Below are 21,103 nucleotides of genomic sequence, written 5' to 3' on the forward strand. Positions count from 1 at the left end.
CTTCCCGCTGATCCTCGCGCAACCCCAACGACCGGCTCATTCCACCGCTCCAAGATCAAACGCCAGCGGCTTGGCCGGCTTCTGCCCGATCCCGTACCAATCCAGCTTGCGGGTCAGCACCATGAACACGCCGAGCAAGCCGAACAGCAACAACGAGCCCATCAACAGTGCGTAATCCTCGGCACTCAACAAGCCGTAGAGCAAGCCATACAACGCCGCCAACCCCGCCGAAAAGCTCAAGCCGTGGCGCACGCTGCGCAGCACATGGCAGACATAGAAGCCGATCAACAACACACAGCCGCCCGCCGACAACAGATAAGCCAGGGCAAAACCAATGTGCTCCGACAGCGACAGCAGCAACAGGTAGAAGAACGCCAGCGCCACGCCCACCAATGCATATTGCACCGGGTGCACCGCCAGGCTTTTCAGCACTTCGAAGAGGAAGAAGCCGGCGAAGGTCAGCACGATGAACAGCAGCGCATATTTGATTGCCCGATCGCTCTTCAGGTACTGGTCCACCGGATCGATGAAACTCACGCCAAAACTGCGGCCGTTGTACGCCTCGCAACCTCCGCCGGACACACAACTGCTCAGCGCTTCTTGCAGGTTGGTGGAGAAAAACGAGGTCTGCCAGTTGGCGGTGAACCCTTGATCGGTCACTTCACGCTGGGCTGGCAGGTAGTTGCCGATGAAGCTTGGGTGCGGCCAGTTGGCGCTCAGCGACACCTTGCTGGTCTTGCCCACTGGAAGGATCTGCAACTGACCGGTGCCTTGCAGCCGCAGGTCGAAACCGAAGGTCAATTCCGTGGTTTGCTTTGCATCCAGCGCTGGCAATGTCACGTGTACACCTTCGCCTAACCAGCCCACCTGGGTCCCCGGAACAAAGTCCAGACGCTGGTCATTGAGTTCGAGTTTCAGGGCGTTTTCGATGCCGCGAATGTCGCTGATACCGACCGCCAGAAACGGCTGATCGAACTGGTAATCGGCGAAGTCTTCCTTGATACCCAGTTGCGCCGGGACCGAGAAATGCCCGCTGATGCGGTTGTCGGCGTGGAACAGCCGCGCCTCGTAAATGCCTCGGGAGCGCAGTTCGGTCTGCACCTGCCCGTCGAGCTCGAAGCGTTCCGGGAGGAAATACAGACGACCGCGTTCCTCACCGATGTCCTGGTAGCGCTGGTTGGTTTTCTCGTTGAGTTTCCAGGTGCGCACCACTTTGCGATACGGCACCACCATCAGCGGCCCGCTCAGTTGCTGGCTGTAGCTGGAACTGCGGGCAATGTCTTCGAGCACGCCGTCGCGCAATTGCTGGCGGTCCTGGATGATGCCGTTGATCATCAGCAACGGGATCAGCAATAGCAGAATCAGAAGGGCGATTGCCCCGAGTTTTAGGGTCAGGCTGCGGTTCATGGGACTCTCCCTGTTTGGATGGGGAGAGTCTGGAATGGGTGTGTGGGGGATTTATGAGGGGAATATGGAGATTGTGTGGAGTCTGGCCGGGCCTCTTCGCGAGCAGGCTCGCTCCTACATTAGACCGCAATCTCCTGTGGGAGCGAGCCTGCCCGCGATTGGCCGCAACTCGGTCCTAAGCCAAGCGCAACCTGACTTCAACACCACCCTCGACATTGCCGATGCTCAACGACCCACCATGCAACTTGACCACTTCTTCCACAAAGTTAAGCCCCAACCCGGTGCTCTTGCGCCCACTGTCCGGGCGCGGCAGCGAGTAGAAACGCTCGCTCAAACGCGGCAACGCATAGTCGGGAATCGCTTCGGCCTGGTTGAACAACTTGAACTCGATCTGCTCACCGACCCTCTCGGCGCTGAACCGCAGCAAGCCCTGAGGCGCAGTGAAATCCAAAGCGTTTTCCAGCAGATTCCCCAACGCCTGACGCAACAGGAACGGCTCGCCATGCAGGGTCATATCCGGCGCAATCAGCTGTTCCACACGCAACTGCTTGCTTTCGATCCGCGCAGCCTGGGCGTCGAGCAATTCATCCACCAAACCCGCCAACGGGACCGCTACCCGCTCTTCCAATCCTTGGCGCTGTTCAACCTGGGCCAGGTTCAGCAGCCGCTCAATCAACTGCTGCATCCGCACACTTTCGCTGTCGATGTTGCTGACGAAACGCTGCTGCTGAGCCAATGGCATTTCACCTTGCAGCAACTCCGCTGCACCGCGAATCGCCGCCAATGGGCTTTTCAATTCATGGGTCAGGGTGTGCACATAACGCTCGACGTAGGCTTTGCCTTCCAGCTGCGTTCGCATCTGTTCCACTGCCGTCGCCAGTTGCTCCAGCTCACCGCCGCGATAATGCGGCACCTCGACGCGCCGCCCTTCACTCACTGCCTGCGCATAAGCCGTCAACCGTCGCAAAGCCGCGCTCAACCACCACGACAATAGCGCGCCGAACAGCAGACCCAGGCCGATCAGGCCGGCGCCATAGGCGAGCAATCGTCGTTCAGTGCGATCCACATAAGGCTGCAACGAACTGTTGGGCTTGGCCACGGTGACCACGCCGATGATCCGGCCGTTGTCGCGAATCGGCGCGCCGACGTGCATCACTGATGAGTTCGTATCGTTCGGATCGCTGCGGGTGGAACGCGCGCCGTATTCACCGCGCAACGTCAGGTAGACGTCGTTCCAGCGCGAGTAATCCTGCCCCACCGCTGCGCCACTGGAGTCCAGCACCACGGTGCCTTTGGCGTCAGTGACGTAGATGCGGTGGTTGACTTGGTTCTTCGGCAAGCCCCAGATGCTTGCCTTCGGCTGCCGCTCGCCATAGGCCTTGAGCAGTTCGGGCCAGCGGTTCTGGTTGAGGGTGCCGGCCTTGAAATCGTCGCGCAGGATCTCGGCCATCAGGTTGGCGGTGTCGACCAGGGTTTCTTCCGTGGACTGGCGCACGCCGGGTCGGATTTCTTCCATCACGGTGTTGAGCACGAAGTAACCGGTCAGGCCGATAAACAGCACGTAGCCCAGGAAGATCCTGATTCCCAACGGCATCAGCTGTGCCCCGGACTGTAACTGTAGCCGAGGCCGCGATGGGTCTGGATCGGTTCGGCGTCGGCCTTCACCAGACGCAACTTGGCGCGCACGCTTTTAATATGGCTGTCGATGCTGCGCTCGTAACCGGCATCGGCGGCCACGCCCAGCGCATCGAGTAATTGCTCGCGACTGAAGACGCGTTCGGGTTGTTCCAGCAGGCATTGCAGCAGACGGAATTCGTGCCGGGTGAGGCTCAAGGGCTGATTGCGATAGCTGATTTGCACGCGTTCGCTGTCGACACGAAACAACGCCGATGAGGCCTCGGCCACCGGTCGCGGCGCCATCCGCTTGAGAATCGCCCGCACCCGCGCCGCGACTTCCCGGGGGCTGAACGGTTTGACCACGTAGTCGTCGGCGCCGATTTCCAGGCCCACGACGCGGTCGATTTCCGCATCACGCGCACTGAGGAAGATCACCGGCACGTCGCTGAAACGCCGCAGTTGCTTGCAGGTCTCGAAGCCGCTGATGTCCGGCAGGCCGATGTCGAGAATGATCAGGTCGGCCGGGGTCTGGCGCTGATGTTCCAGCGCCGCCGCGCCGAGGCTCAACCAGGTCGTGGTGAACCCCTCGCCCTGCAGCGCGAATATCAGGGTGTCGGCAATCGCCGCTTCGTCTTCGACAATCAGGATTTGAGGCATGGCGTCCGAGCCCGGCAGTTAAGTGGGCGAACGGTGCCCCAAGCCTCTCGTTCCGTCAATCAGCAGTCGGGTTTGTCGGCCGTGAAACGCCGCGCCGGGTTCACCGCTGCGCCGAATTCACGCAAGGCCTTGGCCCCGATCAACAGCGGATAGTTGAAGCTGCTGCGGTCGGTGAGGTTGACCTCGACGGTGCGCTTGACGTTGCCCAGGCACAGCTCCAGATCGACCACCGGGCGTTTGGTGGGCTCGATGGCTTCCTTGTCATCCTCGTCTTCTTCGGAGCGGGTCTTGATCTTGCTGATCCGCGCGACCTTGTGTTCGTAGACCTTGTTGCTCGCGTCTTTGGTGGCGAGGCGGAAACGTACCCACTCGTCGCCGTCGCGGGTGAAGGTTTCGATGTCCTTGGCCGACAGCGATGCCGTCAGGGCGCCGGTGTCCATTTTGGCTTTAAGGACTTCGCCGCCGATTTCCGGCAGCGCAATGTATTCGTAACGCCCGTACAGCGTCGGCTCGGCGGCCAGGACTGGCAGGGCCACGAGGGAAAGCAGTGCAAGGAGGGATTTCACGTAATGGGCATCCTTTGGGAATTGGGGCGCAGTGGCCGAATTCTAGACCGCAAACAACAACGATAGTTGGACGACCACCTACCTTTGTGGCGAGGGAGCTTGCTCCCGTTCGGCGGCGAAGCCGTCGTAAATCCATTCAACCTGATGTTCCTGACAAGCCACTTCACGGAGCCTTTGGGGCCGCTTCGTAGCCCGGCGGGAGCAAGCTCCCTCGCCACAGGCGATCTCATCAGGCTGCAAGCATAACGAGGTAAAGGTGAAACATTCGTCACCACCGATTTGGCCTGCCGCGCGAAGCTGCATATCATGGCGCGCCCAAAGGCTTTCAAGAGTTACTTATGCGCCGCCTGCTCACCGGCTGTTTCGTTACCCTGCTGTTGTTGCTCAACACCCTGGTCCTGTTCGGGCCGCTGATGGTGTTTGCCCTGCTCAAACTGATCCTGCCCGGGCGTTTTCGCGACTACGCCTCCTGGGCGGTGATGTGGATCGCCGAAACCTGGGCCGAAATCGACAAGCTGATGTTTCGCCTGTGCATCCCCACCCAATGGGATATCCGCGGCGGCGATGACCTGCGCCGCGACACCTCGTACCTGGTGATCAGCAACCATCAATCCTGGGTCGATATCCCGGCGCTGATCCAGACACTCAACCGCCGCACGCCGTTCTTCAAGTTCTTCCTCAAGAAGGAACTGATCTGGGTGCCATTCCTGGGGCTGGCGTGGTGGGCCTTGGATTACCCGTTCATGAAGCGCTACACCAAGGCATTCCTGGCCAGGCATCCCGAGCTGGCCGGCAAGGACCTGGACATCACCAAAGCGGCGTGCGAGTTGTACAAGCGTCAGCGGGTGACCGTGGTCAATTACCTGGAAGGCACCCGATACACCGTGGCGAAAAGCGCACAGCAGCAGTCACCGTTCACACACTTGCTCAAGCCCAAGGCCGGCGGCGTGGCGTTTGTGCTGGCGGCAATGGGCGAACAGCTGGACGCCGTGCTCGATGTCACGGTGGTGTATCCGCAGCAGAAAATTCCGGGATTTTGGGACTTGATCAGCGGCAACGTGCCGAGGGTCATCATCGACATCAAGACCCGCGAGCTCGACCCGGCCCTGTGGCAGGGTGATTACGAGAACGATCCGGTGTTTCGCGAAACGATCCAGAACTGGGTCAACCAGCTCTGGATCGAGAAGGATCAACGCATCGACGCCTTGCGCGCCGAGCGCCGTTGAATCAACTACCGGTGCCGGCACCCCAGATCCCGCCCAGGCTTTCCAGCAACGGACCGCCCACGCCCTGATCGCCGAGGTACTTGAGGAGCACCGGGGCAAACTGGCCGACCATGCTGCCGTCCATGCCCAGGGCGCCGAACGCGCTGTTCAGGTCACTGGTGTTCTTCACATTGCCCAGCGCGTTCTCCAGACCGGCCGACTTGCCGGACGAGCCGAGCAAACCAGCGAGAGCGCCCAGTTCACCGCCGCCTGACAGCTTGTCCAGGCCCGGTACGCTTTTGGCCAGTTGCGAGTAATCAGTCGAGCTCAACTGATTCTTCGCCAGCCCCAACATCGCCGCAGTGCCACCGACGGCTTGCTCAGGTTTAACGTTCAACTGCGAAGTCAGCGCGCCGAGCAGCCCGGCGGTTTCCTGCGTGGGTGCGGCGGCAGTGGCCGCATTACCACCCTGCATGCTCGAGGCCGCTTTGGTCACATCGTCCAGGCTGAAACCGGCGAAGACCGGGCTGGCCGCGAGGGTCATCAGAGAGGCCAGTGCAAAACTGCGTGAAATCTTCATCCAGACATCCTCTTGTGCCGTGAGAGCCGCCCGAGAGCGGACGGGAAAACTGCCGGTTTGACCGGGGTTTGGGGGGGTTGTTCCTTGCTGGCGCTGCCAATTTTTCGGCTGAAACTAAGCAAAATGCCTAGTAATTAAAGACTTAAGCTCTGTATAGGTATAAGAAAGTTATTTATTACATCGAACCTTCATTAAAGCCTGTCAGATATGACAGTTGTGACTATTCCACAAGCGACTTAAGCTGAATTTGTGACAACGCAAAACCGAGTACAAGTCGAGGCATAGCCGCTCGCATCTCTTCGTTTTTTAATATGTTAGGAAGCATCAACATGACTGAAAAAAGAGTAAAGGGTACAGTTAAATGGTTCAACGATGACAAGGGTTTTGGCTTCATCACTCCACAGAGCGGCGATGACCTTTTTGTGCATTTCAAAGCAATTAAAATCGATGGTTTTAAATCCCTGAAAGAGGGTGAGACGGTCACTTTTATTGTAAAAGAAGGGCCAAAAGGAATGCAGGCCGAAGAAGTACTTAAAGAGTGAGTAGACACTGTTTAATCAATCAACATCAATAAGGCCTGCGCTGCCAGTGCGGGCCATTTTTATCGGAGATCCCGCGATGGAGAGACAGCCAGCCAAATGCGATGACGTCGCCATTAGCGACTCTTCTTCGCCGTCAAAAAACCTTGATAGAGAGTCAGATGATTCATTGCTGATTTTTTGCCTCAACCCCGGGGACCCACGCCCAGTTGCAGGGGATACCGTAACGTATGACATCGTCCCAGGTGATAACGGTCGGTACTACGCGACAAACATTCAAATAGTTAGACGCAAAAAACCAATTAACTTGAGTTAGCTCTGACAGTCGGCACTTACCTACCCGCCTACAACTTCAAAACTCCACAACTCCACAACTCCACAACACTCAACATTACTTGCGTGCAGCATGGACGTTGAACACACACAAGGAGAACGTTTTGCGCACAATTATTATTGCGAGCACCTTTGCGATTCTGGCCATCAGCAGCTTCGCCTACGCAGACAACTGTCCTGAGCCGTCAACTTTCAAACAGTCAGGCCACGTTTTTACAGCAAAAGACAAATCCGGCCGAATTTGGGAAGGTGAATACTGGCTGCCCGAAGCGCCCTCTTTTAGCTTCGAAAGCGCGTCCTATATCACCAAAGACGAAGGCGAAGACGGCCTCCCCATGGCCGTTAGTCGAATGAGCTGTCGTTACAAAAAAATCGCGATGGTTCTCGACAATGTGACCGATTGGAAAGCAGCGTCTGGAGCTTGGGACAAATCGAATCGCTGTACGGAATCCATCAGTGAGTGCTCATTCTCCATCAGCAATAAATAAAAAAGGGCGACATCACTGTCGCCCTTCTCCCGTCTTGCGTAACGCTTACGCCGCGCTGAACAGTTTGTGCGGATCAATCACAAACTTCTTCGGCACACCCGCATCGAACTCGCCATACCCACGTGGTGCGTCATCCAGGCTGATGACTTCCACACCAACGATGTCGGCGATATGAATGCGGTCCCACATGATCGCCTGCATCAGCTGGCGGTTGTACTTCATCACGGGCGTCTGGCCGGTGTGGAAGCTGTGGGATTTGGCCCAGCCCAGGCCGAAGCGGATGCTCAGGCTGCCCATTTTTGCGGCGGCATCGACGGCACCTGGATCTTCGGTCACGTACAAGCCCGGGATGCCGATTTTGCCGGCCACACGAACCACGCCCATCAGCGAGTTGAGCACGGTGGCCGGAGCCTCGTGTTTCACGCCGTCATGGCCGTGGCCGCGCGCTTCGAAGCCTACGGCGTCGACGGCGCAATCCACTTCTGGCTCGCCCAGCAGTGCAGCGATTTGTTCGTGCAGCGGGGTGTCCAGGGACAGGTCGGCGATTTCGAAACCCTGAGCCTTGGCGTGCGCCAGGCGGACGGTGTTGACGTCACCGATGATCACCACGGCCGCGCCCAATAGGCGAGCGGAAGCAGCAGCGGCCAGACCGACAGGGCCGGCGCCAGCGATGTACACGGTGCTGCCCGGGCCTACGCCGGCGGTGACTGCGCCGTGGTAACCGGTCGGCAGGATGTCGGAGAGGCAGGTCAGGTCGCGGATTTTTTCCATCGCGCGATCGCGATCAGGCAGTTTCAGCAGGTTGAAATCGGCATATGGCACCATCGCGTATTCAGCCTGGCCGCCGGTCCAGTCGCCCATGTCGACATAACCATAAGCACCGCCCGGACGCGCCGGGTTAACACTCAGGCAGACACCGGTGTGCATCTCTTTGCAGGAACGGCAGCGCCCGCAAGCCACGTTGAAAGGCACGGATACCAGGTCGCCGATCTGCAGGTTTTCGACGTCACTGCCCTTCTCGATGACTTCGCCGGTGATCTCGTGGCCCAGTACCAGGCCGGTCTGAGCGGTGGTACGGCCGCGCACCATGTGCTGGTCGGAACCACAGATGTTGGTGGAAACCACACGCAGGATGACGGCGTGGTTAATCTTCCTGCCACGCGGGTCCTGCATTTTCGGATAGTCGATTTTCTGTATTTCGACTTTGCCATTGCCGAGATACACCACACCACGATTGCCAGACATGCTTTCACCTCGCTGTTGTTTTTATGTAGCGGTCGCGTCGCCTGACAGCGGCGGCGCGTTGATTGCTCTGGTTGTTGCCTGTGTGTCTTGTGTTGTCTGTGATGGCCTCATCGCCAGCAGGCTGGCTCCCACAGTGAACCAGGTTGAACTCAGGATATGTGAACGACACAAAACCCTGTGGGAGCCAGCCTGCTGGCGATAGCGATCTAAAGAACGACGGTGCGATTGGCGTTGAGGAACACTCGTCTTTCAATGTGATAACCCACGGCCCGCGCCAAGGTCAGCCCTTCGATATCCCGGCCTTTGGCAATCAGGTCCTCGGGGTAATGACTGTGGTCCACGGCCTCTACGCCCTGGGCGATGATCGGGCCTTCGTCCAGGTCGTTGTTGATGTAGTGCGCCGTGGCGCCGACCAGTTTCACGCCCTTGTTATAGGCCTGGTGATAAGGCTTGGCGCCCTTGAAACCCGGCAGCAGGGAGTGATGGATGTTGATCGCCTTGCCGTCGAGCTTGCGGCACAGCTCGGGCGACAGGACTTGCATGTAGCGGGCAAGGATCACCAGTTCGGCGCCGGACTCTTCGATCACCTGCCACACCTGACGCTCTTGCGTCGGCTTGTCGTTTGGGTCCAGCGGGAAGTGGTAGTACGGAATCTGGTGCCAGTCGGCCAACGGCTTGAGGTCTGGGTGGTTGGACACCACGGCGGCCACGTCCATCGACAATTGGCCGATGCGCTGGCGATAGAGCAAGTCGTTGAGGCAGTGATCGGCCTTGGAGACCATGATCACCACTTTTGGCCGGTAGTTCGGCTCGGTCAGCTCGAAGACCATGCCGAAGGCCTGGCCGCGTTCCGCCAATCCAGCGCGGAAGGCTTGCTCATCGAAGCCGTCGGGCTGGCGGAACTCCACGCGAATGAAGAAACGGCCCGAGAGCCGGTCATCGAAGGAATGGTGCTCGGTGACGTAGCAGCCCTGCTCGAACAGAAAGCGGGTCACCGCGTCCACGGTGCCGAGGACGCTGGGGCAGTCGGCGGTCAGAATCCATGTGTCTGGGGCGCGGCTCATAGTGCGGTGACTCCTGTTCGAAAGTAGCAGCAACGCCGCTTTGTGTAGCAGCTGCCGAAGGCTGCGTTCGGCGGCGAAGCCGTCGTCAACCCTGAATCCCTGATCAATCTGAAAGAACGCTGCCGCAGGTTTCACGACGACTTCGTCGCCGAACGCAGCCTTCGGCAGCTGCTACAGGGACCTCAGTGGTCCATCAAGCCTGAACGCTCAAGCCGTATTCGGCGGCCGCATCCTGCAACCACAACCACCAGTAATCCGAGAAGCTGCGACGGATCAGCAGTTCCCAAGTGTCTTCGGCGGTGTGGCGGATCACCAGTTGCGACTTGGCAAACACGGTGCCGACGGCCTTGCCCACCGGGAAGCTGTTGGGGTGCACGTCGTAGCTGGTGGATTTCATCAGCACTTGGCGCACGTTCGGGCCGCTCAGTTCGAGGAGCTGCTGGCCGCCGCTGACGTTGGTGATCGCGATGTGCAGATCGCCCAGCGCTTCACGCAGTTTTTGCTCGGCGGCGAATTCTTCACCGGTCGGCACGATCAGCAGCCACTCATCCGGCCCCATCCATTGCAGGCTGGTTTCGCCTTTGACGACGACGGTCAACGCAGCCGGCAGCTCGATGCCGAGGGCCTTGTGCACGCCTGCGGCGAAGGCCGCATCGTGGCCATCGCCACGGATGGTCAGGTGGCCGAGGAGTTTTTTCTCACGCACGATCACGCCGGCGCTTTTGCGGCCCTTGCCCACCAGGCTGGCGAGGTCGGCATGATGCAGCGACGACTCGGCCTTGGCCCCAGTGGTTGGGCGTTGTTGGTAAACATTGGCTGCGGTCATAAAGCACCTGTTCCTGAATTCTGTTGGTTCTTGTGGTGGCTGCACTGCCGTCATCGCCAGCAGGGCTAGCTCCCACATTCAACTGTGGGAGCTAGCCCTGCTAGCGATTGGCAGCCCGCCCACAGATCTCGAGGCATCAAACGTTCTGGCGATCCCCTTTCGGATCGAAGAACACCGAAGAAACGATTTCCGCCTCGATCACGCTGCCATCCGCCAGCGGTGCGAACACCCGCTCACCGATGCGCTTCAAACCGCCCTTCACTACGCCCATGGCAAACGAATAACCGAGGGAGTTGTGCAGGTAGCTGGAAGTGACGTGACCGACCATCGTCATCGGAATCGTCTGCTTGGTGTTGAACACCAGTTGCGCGCCTTCCGGCAGCCATTTGGTCGGATCAATCGGCTTCAGGCCCACCAGCTGTTTGCGCTGATCACGCACGCAGTCTTCGCGGTTCATGCCACGCTGGCCGATCCACGAGAACGGTTTGGTGCGACCGACACACCAGCCCATGTTCAGGTCGTCCGGGGTCATCGAGCCGTCGGTGTCTTGACCGACGATGATGAAGCCCTTCTCGGCCCGCAGGATGTGCATGGTTTCGGTGCCGTACGGGGTCAGGTTGTACTGCTTGCCGGCCTCGACGATTTTCTCGAGAACGCCCATCGCATAGTCGGCTTGCACGTTGACTTCGTACGACAGCTCACCGGTAAACGAAATCCGGAAAATCCGCGCCGGCACACCGCCGACCAGCGCTTCTTTCCAGGTCATGAACGGGAACGCTTCGTTGCTCAGATCGGCGTCGGTCACTTCGCTGAGCAGCTTGCGGCTGTTCGGCCCGGACAGGGTCATGGTTGCCCAGTGATCCGTCACGGAGGTGAAGTACACCTTCAGGTCTGGCCATTCGGTCTGGTGGTAGATTTCCAGCCATTGCAGCACGCGCGCAGCGCCGCCGGTGGTGGTGGTCATCACGAAGTGGTTGTCGGCCAGACAAGCGGTTACGCCGTCGTCGAACACCATGCCATCTTCTTTGCACATCAGGCCGTAACGGGCCTTGCCCACGTCGAGCTTGGTCCAGGCGTTGGTGTAGATGCGGTTCAGGAACTCACGGGAGTCCGGGCCCTGGATGTCGATCTTGCCCAGGGTCGAAGCGTCCAGCAGGCCGACGCTGTCGCGCACGGCTTTGCATTCGCGTTTCACGGCAGCATGAATGTCTTCACCGTTTTTCGGGAAGTACCAAGGACGCTTCCACTGACCGACGTCTTCAAACTCGGCGCCGTTTTTCACGTGCCAGTGATGCAGCGCGGTGTGACGCACAGGTTCGAAGATGTGCCCACAGTGACGGCCGGCCACGGCGCCGAAGGTTACCGGCGTGTAGTTCGGGCGGAACATGGTGGTGCCCATCTGCGGGATGGTCACGTTCAGCGAACGGGCGGCGATGGCCAGGCCGTTGACGTTGCCGAGCTTGCCTTGGTCAGTGCCGAAGCCCAGTGCGGTGTAGCGTTTGACGTGTTCGACCGACTCGAAGCCTTCGCGGGTCGCCAGTTCGATGGCGGCGGCGGTGACGTCGTTTTGCAGGTCGACGAACTGCTTCGGTCCGCGTGAGGTGCCTTTTTCGTGCGGCACCTGGAACAGCGCCAGCGTCGGTTCTTCGAGACGGCTCAGGGCTTTCGGCAATGTGCCTTCGACCACACTGAAACCGGCTTCGCTGGCGGCGCGAGCGCCGCCTTCAAAACCATCGGCCAGGGAATCGCCGAGACCATAAACGCCGTTGATGCCACCGACGCACACGCGTTTCTGCGGTGCTTCGCCCGGTACGAAACCGAGGATGTCTTCACGCCAGGTCGGCTTGCCACCCAGGTGCGAAGCCAAGTGGACTACCGGGCTGTAACCGCCGGAACTGGCGATCAAATCGCAATCGAGCCATTCGCCAGGACTGGTCACGGCGTGTGCTTTGACATCGATCGCGGCAACGCGAGCGGCGGTCACGTGCTTGCTGCCACGGGCCTCGATCACGGCGCTGCCGGTCAGGATGCGGATGCCTTTGGCGCGTGCCTCTTCAACCAGCGCACCGCGCGGATTGCTGCGGGCATCGGCAATGGCCACGACTTGCAGGCTGGCGTCGAGCCAATCCAGCGCTACGCGGTAGGCGTGATCGTTGTTGGTCGACAGCACCAGTTTTTTGCCCGGTGCTACGCCGTAACGGCGAACGTAAGTCGACACAGCGCCAGCGAGCATGTTGCCCGGCACGTCGTTGTTGCCGTAGACCAGTGGACGCTCGTGAGCGCCGGTCGCCAGCACCACACGCTTGGCGCGAACCCGGTGGATGCGCTGACGCACCTGGCCAATCGGGGCGCGGTCGCCGAGGTGATCGGTCAGGCGTTCGTGAATGGTCAGGAAGTTATGGTCGTGGTAACCGTTGACCGTGGCGCGCGGCAACAGCAGCACGTCCGGGGTGTCTTTCAGTTCGGCGATGACGCTGGCGACCCACTCGGCCGCTGGCTTGCCGTCGAGGCTTTCGCGGGAGTCGAGCAGGCTGCCGCCGAACTCTTCCTGCTCATCGGCGAGAATTACACGAGCACCGCTGCGCGCAGCTGCCAACGCAGCGGCCAGGCCAGCAGGGCCACCGCCGACGATCAGCACGTCGCAGTGCTGGTTCATGTAGTCGTAGGTGTCCGGATCGTTCTCGGTCGGCGAGCGGCCAAGGCCGGCGGCCTTACGAATGTACTTCTCGTAAGTCATCCAGAACGATTGCGGGTACATGAAGGTTTTGTAGTAGAAGCCCGGCGGCATCAGCTTGCCGCCGACCTTGCCGAGAATCCCCATCATGTCGTTGTTCACGCTCGGCCAGCCGTTGGTGCTGGTGGCGACCAGACCTTGATACAGCGCTTGTTGCGTGGCGCGCACGTTCGGAATCTGGGTGGCTTCGGTCGCGCCGATCTGCAGCACGGCGTTCGGCTCTTCGGCACCGGCAGCGAAGATGCCGCGTGGACGGGAATACTTGAAGCTGCGACCGATAATGTCGACACCGTTGGCCAGCAGGGCAGCGGCCAGCGAGTCGCCTTCGAAGCCTTTGTAGACCTGGCCGTTGAACGTGAAGCTCAGCACTTTGTTGCGGTCGATCCGTCCGCCGTTGGACAGGCGATTGATCTGGCTCATACCTTCTCTCCCAGAGCCGTCGTGGCCGCTTTCGGGCTATCGGTCTTGTCGGTGAACTGCGGCTTGGTGCCGATCTTGTAGGTCTCGAGAATCTCGTAGGTCACGGTGTCGCGGGTGGCGTTGAAGTACTGACGGCAACCGGCGACGTGATCCCACAGCTCGTGGTGCAGACCGCGAGGGTTATCGCGGAAGAACATGTAGTCGCCCCACTCCTCGTCGGTGCAGGTGTTCGGATCCAGTGGACGCGGGATGTGCGCCTGGCCGGATGCGTGGAATTCCTCTTCGGAGCGCAGTTCGCCGCAGTGAGGACAGAAGATATGCAACATGGGGATTTCTCCTGTTAGTGGGCAACCGCAGCAGCGCCGTGTTCGTCGATCAACGCACCGTTGTGGAAACGGTCGATGGAGAAAGGTGCAGCCAATGGGTGCATTTCACCCTTGGCCAGGCTCGCGGCAAACACGTTGCCCGAGCCAGGTGTTGCCTTGAAGCCGCCGGTGCCCCAACCGCAGTTGAAGAACATGTTCGGAACCGGGGTCTTCGAGATGATCGGGCACGCATCCGGCGTGGTGTCGACGATGCCGCCCCACTGCCGGTTCATGCGCACGCGGGACAACACCGGGAACATCTCGACGATGGCCTGGATGGTGTGCTCGATCACCGGGTACGAACCGCGCTGGCCGTAGCCGTTATAGCCGTCGATACCGGCACCGATCACCAGGTCGCCCTTGTCGGACTGGCTGATGTAACCGTGAACGGCGTTGGACATGATCACGCTGTCGATAATCGGCTTGATCGGCTCGGACACCAGCGCTTGCAGCGGGTGGGATTCGATCGGCAGACGGAAACCGGCGAGCTTGGCCATGTGCCCGGAGTTACCGGCAGTGACCACACCAACGCGCTTGGCGCCGATGAAGCCCTTGTTGGTTTCAACGCCGATGCACACGCCATTTTCCTTGCGGAAGCCGATCACTTCGGTCTGCTGGATCAAGTCCACACCAAGTGCGTCAGCGGCACGGGCAAAGCCCCACGCCACGGCATCGTGACGCGCCACGCCGCCGCGACGCTGGACGGTGGCGCCCATCACCGGGTAGCGGGTGTTCTTGGAGCAGTCGAGGTACGGGATCTCGTCGGCCACTTGCTTGGCATCGAGCAGCTCACCGTCCACGCCGTTGAGGCGGTTGGCGCTGACCCGACGCTCGGAATCACGAATGTCCTGAAGCGTGTGGCACAAGTTGTAAACGCCGCGCTGGGAGAACATCACGTTGTAGTTCAGGTCCTGGGACAGGCCTTCCCAAAGTTTCATCGCGTGCTCGTACAGGTGCGCCGACTCGTCCCACAGGTAGTTGGAGCGAACGATGGTGGTGTTGCGCGCGGTGTTACCGCCGCCCAGCCAGCCTTTCTCGACCACGGCCACGTTGGTAATGCCATGTTCCTTGGCGAGGTAGTAGGCGGTCGCCAGACCATGCCCGCCACCGCCGACGATGACCACGTCATAGACCTTTTTAGGGGTCGGCGTGCGCCACATTTTCTGCCAGTTTTCGTGATGGCTGAGGGAGTGTTTGAAGAGGCCGAAGCCCGAGTAGCGTTGCATAGTCATTTACTCCAAAACCGCGCTCAGCGATAAACCGGGAAGTCCGCGCACAGTGCCGACACTTGCTGGGCAACATTCGCTTCCACGTCGGCGTCGCCGAGGTTGTCGAGGATGTCGCAGATCCAGCCGGCCAGCGTGACGCACTGGGTAACCTTGAAGCCGCGAGTGGTCACCGCCGGGGTGCCGATGCGCAGGCCGGAGGTCACGAACGGCGACTGTGGATCGTTCGGGACAGCGTTCTTGTTCACGGTGATGTGGGCGCGACCGAGTGCTGCGTCCGCCTCTTTGCCGGTGAGGCCCTGACGGATCAGGCTGACCAGGAACAGGTGGTTATCGGTGCCGCCGGACACTACATCGTAGCCGCGTTTGATAAACACGCCGGCCATGGCCTGGGCGTTGTCGATCACTTGTTGTTGATAAACCTTGAAACCAGGCTCTAGCGCTTCCTTGAAGCACACCGCTTTACCCGCGATGACGTGCATCAACGGGCCACCTTGGGCACCCGGGAACACGGCGGCGTTGAGCTTTTTCTCGATTTCTTCGTTGGACTTGCACAGGATCAGGCCGCCACGGGGACCGCGCAGGGTCTTGTGGGTGGTGGTGGTGACCACGTCGGCATACGGCAGCGGGTTCGGGTACAGACCGGCAGCGACCAGACCGGCAACGTGAGCCATGTCGACGAACAGCAGCGCACCGACCTTGTCGGCGATCTGACGGAAGCGTGGGAAGTCGAGGGTCTTGGAGTAAGCAGAGAAGCCTGCAACGATCATCTTTGGTTTGCATTCGACAGCCAGGCGCTCGACTTCGTCGTAATCGATCAGCCCGGTTTTGGTGTCGATGCCGTACTGCACGGCGTTGTACAGCTTGCCCGAGGACGACACTTTGGCGCCGTGGGTCAGGTGACCCCCGTGGGCCAGGCTCATGCCGAGGATGGTGTCGCCGGGCTGGATCAGGGCCAGATACACAGCGCTGTTGGCCGAAGAGCCGGAGTGCGGCTGGACGTTGGCGTAGTCGGCGCCGAACAGTTGCTTGGCGCGTTCGATGGCCAGGGCTTCAACCTTGTCGACGTGCTCGCAGCCACCGTAGTAGCGCTTGCCCGGATAACCTTCGGCGTATTTGTTGGTCAGGCCACTGCCTTGCGCTTCCATGACGCGTTTGCTGGTGTAGTTCTCTGACGCGATCAGCTCGATGTGATCTTCCTGGCGTTGCTCCTCGGCATTCATCGCCGCCAGCAGTGCATCGTCGTAACCCTTGATCTGGTCTTGCTTGCTGAACATCGCGTCTCTCCCAGCGGCATCTATGCGCCATTCGTCTCGGTAAGGCACCGGTGTTGCGACAGTGCCCTTTGATGCGATGGTATGACCGGCGCAGACAGGCCAAATGCCTACGGACGCCACGCAAAGGTGCGTTTACGACATGGACTGAAATGGCTGACCGGACACAATCTTCAATTCAGCCAGGATCCCCTGTGGGAGCGAGCCTGCTCGCGATTGCGGTGGGTCAGCCGACATCAATGCTGGCTGGGACTGCCTCATCGCTAGCAGGCTAGCTCCCACAGGGTTATGCGGCGATTTGGCGGACGAGTAACAGAAGCAGAAAATGCAGCGGATACAAGGCATACGCCCAGCGGCGCATCGGTGGTGGCTTTAGGTGTCTGGCATGTCGCAACAAGACCAACCCCAGCAATGGCGCAATCAGACAAGCGGCAATGCCGAGGATGGCGGCACCGTTACCGACCCGCGCGGAGTAAAACAGCACCTCCCATTGATTGGCCGCCAGGCACACCAGCCCCGGCAACAAGCTGAAATACCAGGACCGCCTGATCACCAGCAACATCACCAGCGGCAGCAGCACGCCGAAAAAACCGAACATCAGCCACTGCGCAAACAGCGCCGCCAGCACCAGGGCGCCGACCGCGAGCAGTCGCGATTGCAGGCTTCGATCCTGCCAGCCACGCGCGACCAACAACCCAAGCGCCAGTGTGGGCATCACGTTCAACGTGTCGGGATCAGGTATGAACAGCCGATACGGAATTTCGCTGATGGCGCTGAACAACAGCAACCAGCCCAGATAACGCCACTGCCCGTCGGTCGTCACTGTCCGGGAGCGTGACAGGTTGGCCGCCATCGCCAGACAAAACCACGGAAACGCCATCCGTCCCGGCACATACAGCAGATCAATGGAGTAACCGACATATCGCAGGTGATCGAGCACCATGCTCAATAGCGCCAGCCACTTGAGCAGATCCAGTGCCCCATCCCTTTGCGTCATGTGCATAATTGCCCGTCGTCTTTGTATTTTTCTGTCCGACACAGCGCGTGTGCTCACCGGATGATCTTCGGTACAGTGCGCACCATCATTGACCACGAGGCGCTTCACCATAAGCGTCTCGACCACGGAAAGCAGGGCCATGACCGATAAGAGCCAACAATTCGCCAGCGATAACTATTCCGGTATCTGCCCTGAAGCCTGGGCTGCCATGGAACAGGCCAACCACGGCCACCAACGCGCTTACGGCGACGATGAATGGACCGCTCGCGCGTCCGATGATTTCCGCAAACTCTTCGAAACCGACTGCGAGGTGTTTTTCGCCTTCAACGGCACTGCGGCCAACTCGCTGGCCCTGTCGTCGCTGTGCCAGAGTTACCACAGCGTGATCTGCTCTGAAACCGCCCACGTCGAAACCGACGAATGCGGCGCGCCGGAATTCTTCTCCAACGGTTCCAAGCTGCTGATTGCCCGCACCGAAAACGGCAAGCTGACCCCGGAATCGATCCGCGAAGTCGCCCTCAAGCGCCAGGACATCCACTACCCGAAACCCCGCGTCGTGACCCTGACCCAGGCCACCGAAGTCGGCAGCGTCTACACCCCGGAAGAAATCCGCGCCATCAGCGCCACCTGCAAAGAGCTGGGCCTGAACCTGCACATGGACGGCGCGCGGTTCTCCAATGCTTGTGCGTTCCTCGGCTGCTCCCCGGCCGACCTGACCTGGAAGGCCGGCGTCGACGTGCTGTGCTTCGGCGGCACGAAAAACGGCATGGCGGTGGGTGAAGCGATCCTGTTCTTCAACCACAAACTGGCCGAAGACTTCGACTACCGCTGCAAACAGGCCGGTCAACTGGCCTCGAAAATGCGCTTCCTCTCGGCGCCGTGGGTCGGGATTCTGGAAAACGACGCCTGGCTCAAATATGCCCGCCACGCCAACCATTGCGCGCAACTGCTCGCTGAGCTGGTGAGCGACATTCCCGGCGTGGAACTGATGTTCCCGGTGCAGGCCAATGGCGTGTTCCTGCAACTGTCGGAGCCGGCCATCGCCGCACTGACCGCCAAGGGCTGGCGCTTCTACACCTTCATCGGCAACGGCGGCGCACGCTTCATGTGCTCGTGGGACACCGAAGAAGACCGTGTGCGCGAACTCGCGGCGGATATCCGCGAAGTGATGTCAGCCTGATCCCTTCGAGCAACAACCCGATCTCCTGTGGCGAGGGAGCTTGCTCCCGTCCGGCTGCGAAGCAGTCGTAAAACCAGCCAATGCGGTCTGCCTCACAGACCGCATATTCAGGTTTTGGGGCCGCTTCGCAGCCCAGCGGGAGCAAGCTCCCTCGCCACAAAAGCTCACTCACCACTCACCACAGCGTCTTGGTCTACATTGTCCTGCGAACCACTCGATTCGCTCAGACAATAACAATCAGGAGCTTACGCATGTCATTACAAGGCAAAACCCTGTTCATCACCGGCGCCAGCCGTGGCATCGGCCGCGAGATCGCGCTGCGGGCCGCGCGGGACGGGGCCAATATTGTGATTGCCGCCAAAAGCGCCGAGCCCCATCCCAAGTTGCCGGGGACGATTTTCAGCGTGGCGCAGGAAGTGGAAGCCGCGGGCGGCAAGGCCCTGGCTTTGCAGGTGGATGTACGCGATGAGGTAGCGGTGCGTAACGCCCTGGCCCAGGCCAACGAACATTTCGGCGCTATCGATGCGCTGATCAACAACGCCGGGGCAATCAAGTTGACCGGGGTGCAACACATCGAACTCAAGCGCTTCGACCTCATGCACCAGATCAACACCCGCGCCGTGTTGCTGTGCAGTCAGGCCGCGCTGCCTTACCTGAAAAAGAGCAGCGGCCACATCCTCAACCTGTCGCCGCCGTTGAATCTGGCGAGCAAATGGTTCGCCCAGTACAGCCCTTACACCGTGACCAAATACGGCATGAGCATGCTGACGGTGGGCATGAGTGAGGAATTTGCCAGTTACGGCATCAGCGTCAACTCGCTGTGGCCGCAGACGATGATTGCCACCGCTGCCATCGAGTTTCAGTTGGGTTCACGGGAGTCGTTCAAACATGCGCGCACGCCCGCGATCATGGCGGATGCCGCCCACGTCATTCTGGACAGCAGCGGTCGCAGCATCACCGGGCGGTTGCTGATTGATGAGGAGATTCTGCGGGAGCATGGCGTGACCGAGTTCGAGCATTACCGCTTCGAGCCCGGCACCAACGACAAGCTGATGCCGGATCTGTTTATCGATTGAAAAACGGTCAGTCATGACATCGCGCAACCTGTGGGAGCGAGCTTGATCGCGATAGCGGTAGATCAGCCAACCTAGATGTTGAATGTACTGCCGTCATCGCGAGCAAGCCCGCTCCCACAGGTTTCGCGGCGTGTATCAGAACTCGATGCGCACGTCGCCTTTCGGCACGCTGCAGCACGACAGGATGTAGCCCTCGGCTTCGTCTTCCTCGGTAATCCCGCCGTTGTGGTCCATCTCGACCTCGCCGCCCAGCTTGAGCACCTTGCACGTGCCGCAAATGCCCATGCCGCAGGCCTTCGGAATCAGCAGGCCGAGTTTGGCCGCCGCCGCATGCACGGTTTCGCCTGGGGCCACGCGAATGCTCTTGCCGGACGAGATAAATTCGACTTGATGCAGGTCCGCCAGATCGACTTCCGGCGCGTCCGCAGCAATTTCGGCCTGTTCCACCGCATCGGCGCGGGCTTCCGGTGGCGTGGCGCCGAAGGATTCCTCGTGATAACGCGACATGTCGAAGCCGACCGCTTCGAGCATGCGCTTGACCGCGCTCATGTACGGCGTCGGGCCGCAGCAGAACACCTCGCGCTCCATGAAGTCCGGGGACATCAGTTCGAGCATCTTATGATTCAAGTAACCGCGATAACCCGCCCACGGCTCACCCAGACCGTGCTTCTCGCAGATCAAGTGCAGGCTGAAGTTATCGATCCGCGACGCCATGTGTTCCAGCTCGCGGTGATAAATGATGTCCTTGGGCGAGCGGGCGCTGTGGATAAACACCATGTCGACGTTGCCGTTGGTGTCGTAGAACCAGCGCGCCATCGACATGACCGGCGTGATGCCGACGCCGCCGCTGAGGTACAACACTTTCGGCGCGGTGAAGTCCATGGCGTTGAACAGCCCGACCGGACCGTGCACGGCCAGCTCCTGACCTTCATGCAGGGTGTCGTGCAGCCAGTTCGAGACCTTGCCGCCCGGCACGCGTTTGATCGTCACCGAAAAGCTGTACGGCACCGACGGCGAGCTGGAAATGGTGTAGGAGCGCATGATCGGCACGCCTTCGATTTCCAGCTCCAGGGTGACGAATTGCCCCGGTTTAAAGAAGAACAGGATCGGTTGGTCGGCCATGAAGCAGAAGGTGCGCACATCCCAGGTTTCCTGGATGACTTTGACGCAACGGACGATGTGTCGACCGTTGGCCCAGGTCTGGGTGGTTACCGGATTCAGGAAGCTGTTGGACATGCTGTTCTCCACCGCCGATGGTCGGCCTTATGTTGACGATTCTGCGTAACGCGCGGACCACCCATTTA

The 21,103-nt window shown here is 60.0% G+C and carries 19 protein-coding genes; 5 read left to right on the top strand and 14 right to left on the bottom strand.

Annotated elements, in window-relative coordinates:
• Window positions 1-36 precede the first annotated feature (36 nt).
• The 4 genes from creD to rloA2 form a co-directional block, all read right to left on the bottom strand.
• Entirely contained in the window at window positions 37-1,407 is a 1,371-nt protein-coding gene (creD, locus tag ACA075_RS27920) for a cell envelope integrity protein CreD (RefSeq protein ID WP_497296374.1), read from the bottom strand.
• A 175-nt stretch (window positions 1,408-1,582) separates the two neighbouring features.
• The gene (gene creC, locus ACA075_RS27925) at window positions 1,583-3,001 is read right to left on the bottom strand and encodes a two-component system sensor histidine kinase CreC (protein WP_497296375.1); all 1,419 of its coding nucleotides are present in this window, start codon (window positions 2,999-3,001) and stop codon (window positions 1,583-1,585) included.
• Window positions 3,001-3,681: a two-component system response regulator CreB gene (gene creB, locus ACA075_RS27930; protein WP_497296376.1), complete on the bottom strand. Its 681-nt coding sequence runs from the start codon at window positions 3,679-3,681 to the stop codon at window positions 3,001-3,003. Before creB ends, creC begins: the two co-directional genes overlap by 1 nt.
• Before the next feature lie 59 nt (window positions 3,682-3,740).
• Complete coding sequence (gene rloA2 / locus ACA075_RS27935; protein ID WP_176457736.1) at window positions 3,741-4,247, bottom strand: retropepsin-like aspartic peptidase RloA2; 507 nt, start codon at window positions 4,245-4,247, stop codon at window positions 3,741-3,743.
• 338 nt (window positions 4,248-4,585) lie between these two features.
• On the opposite strand from rloA2, the gene yihG reads away from it, so the two are divergent.
• Entirely contained in the window at window positions 4,586-5,473 is an 888-nt protein-coding gene (yihG, locus tag ACA075_RS27940; RefSeq protein WP_497296377.1) for a 1-acylglycerol-3-phosphate O-acyltransferase, YihG family, read from the top strand.
• Between the two features lies 1 nt (window position 5,474).
• Here yihG and ACA075_RS27945 read toward each other — a convergent pair whose 3' ends face one another.
• Window positions 5,475-6,032, bottom strand: a complete 558-nt coding sequence (locus ACA075_RS27945) for a DUF2780 domain-containing protein (RefSeq protein WP_094470293.1) — start codon at window positions 6,030-6,032, stop codon at window positions 5,475-5,477.
• 329 nt (window positions 6,033-6,361) lie between these two features.
• Here ACA075_RS27945 and ACA075_RS27950 point away from each other — a divergent pair, with 329 nt between their 5' ends.
• Both ACA075_RS27950 and ACA075_RS27955 read left to right on the top strand, forming a co-directional pair.
• Window positions 6,362-6,574 carry a cold-shock protein gene (locus tag ACA075_RS27950; RefSeq protein ID WP_497296378.1) on the top strand — a complete coding sequence of 71 codons (213 nt, stop codon included), beginning with the start codon at window positions 6,362-6,364 and terminating at the stop codon, window positions 6,572-6,574.
• 434 nt (window positions 6,575-7,008) lie between these two features.
• On the top strand, window positions 7,009-7,392 hold the full coding sequence (locus ACA075_RS27955; protein ID WP_497296379.1) for a hypothetical protein: 384 nt from the start codon (window positions 7,009-7,011) through the stop codon (window positions 7,390-7,392).
• A gap of 45 nt (window positions 7,393-7,437) precedes the next feature.
• Here ACA075_RS27955 and fdhA read toward each other — a convergent pair whose 3' ends face one another.
• The 8 genes from fdhA to ACA075_RS27995 all read right to left on the bottom strand — a co-directional run bounded on the left by fdhA (window position 7,438) and on the right by ACA075_RS27995 (window position 17,549).
• Window positions 7,438-8,637: a formaldehyde dehydrogenase, glutathione-independent gene (gene fdhA, locus ACA075_RS27960; RefSeq protein WP_007947729.1), complete on the bottom strand. Its 1,200-nt coding sequence runs from the start codon at window positions 8,635-8,637 to the stop codon at window positions 7,438-7,440.
• Between the two features lie 206 nt (window positions 8,638-8,843).
• Window positions 8,844-9,701 carry a formyltetrahydrofolate deformylase gene (gene purU / locus ACA075_RS27965; protein WP_497296380.1) on the bottom strand — a complete coding sequence of 286 codons (858 nt, stop codon included), beginning with the start codon at window positions 9,699-9,701 and terminating at the stop codon, window positions 8,844-8,846.
• A gap of 193 nt (window positions 9,702-9,894) precedes the next feature.
• A complete protein-coding gene (locus ACA075_RS27970; protein WP_497296381.1) occupies window positions 9,895-10,527 on the bottom strand; it encodes a sarcosine oxidase subunit gamma in 633 nt (210 codons plus the stop codon).
• 136 nt (window positions 10,528-10,663) lie between these two features.
• Window positions 10,664-13,681: a sarcosine oxidase subunit alpha gene (locus ACA075_RS27975; protein ID WP_497296382.1), complete on the bottom strand. Its 3,018-nt coding sequence runs from the start codon at window positions 13,679-13,681 to the stop codon at window positions 10,664-10,666.
• Entirely contained in the window at window positions 13,678-14,007 is a 330-nt protein-coding gene (locus ACA075_RS27980; protein ID WP_480418592.1) for a sarcosine oxidase subunit delta, read from the bottom strand. Before ACA075_RS27980 ends, ACA075_RS27975 begins: the two co-directional genes overlap by 4 nt.
• 14 nt (window positions 14,008-14,021) lie before the next feature.
• Window positions 14,022-15,272 carry a sarcosine oxidase subunit beta gene (locus ACA075_RS27985; protein ID WP_007947735.1) on the bottom strand — a complete coding sequence of 417 codons (1,251 nt, stop codon included), beginning with the start codon at window positions 15,270-15,272 and terminating at the stop codon, window positions 14,022-14,024.
• A 23-nt stretch (window positions 15,273-15,295) separates the two neighbouring features.
• Entirely contained in the window at window positions 15,296-16,549 is a 1,254-nt protein-coding gene (glyA, locus tag ACA075_RS27990) for a serine hydroxymethyltransferase (protein ID WP_497296383.1), read from the bottom strand.
• A gap of 283 nt (window positions 16,550-16,832) precedes the next feature.
• Window positions 16,833-17,549, bottom strand: coding sequence for a TraX family protein (locus ACA075_RS27995; protein ID WP_497296384.1), 717 nt, complete (start codon window positions 17,547-17,549; stop codon window positions 16,833-16,835).
• Window positions 17,550-17,682: 133 nt separating this feature from the next.
• Between ACA075_RS27995 and ACA075_RS28000 the strand changes: the two genes are divergently transcribed.
• Window positions 17,683-18,723 (top strand): threonine aldolase family protein, encoded by a 1,041-nt coding sequence (locus ACA075_RS28000; RefSeq protein WP_497296385.1) that lies wholly within the window; start codon window positions 17,683-17,685, stop codon window positions 18,721-18,723.
• 251 nt (window positions 18,724-18,974) lie between these two features.
• A complete protein-coding gene (locus ACA075_RS28005; RefSeq protein WP_497296386.1) occupies window positions 18,975-19,799 on the top strand; it encodes an SDR family oxidoreductase in 825 nt (274 codons plus the stop codon).
• A gap of 135 nt (window positions 19,800-19,934) precedes the next feature.
• On the opposite strand, the gene gbcB is transcribed toward ACA075_RS28005, so the two are convergent.
• Window positions 19,935-21,035 (bottom strand): glycine betaine monooxygenase reductase subunit, encoded by a 1,101-nt coding sequence (gene gbcB, locus ACA075_RS28010; protein WP_497296387.1) that lies wholly within the window; start codon window positions 21,033-21,035, stop codon window positions 19,935-19,937.
• Window positions 21,036-21,103 lie beyond the last annotated feature (68 nt).

This window comes from Pseudomonas sp. LBUM1663 (assembly GCF_059695905.1).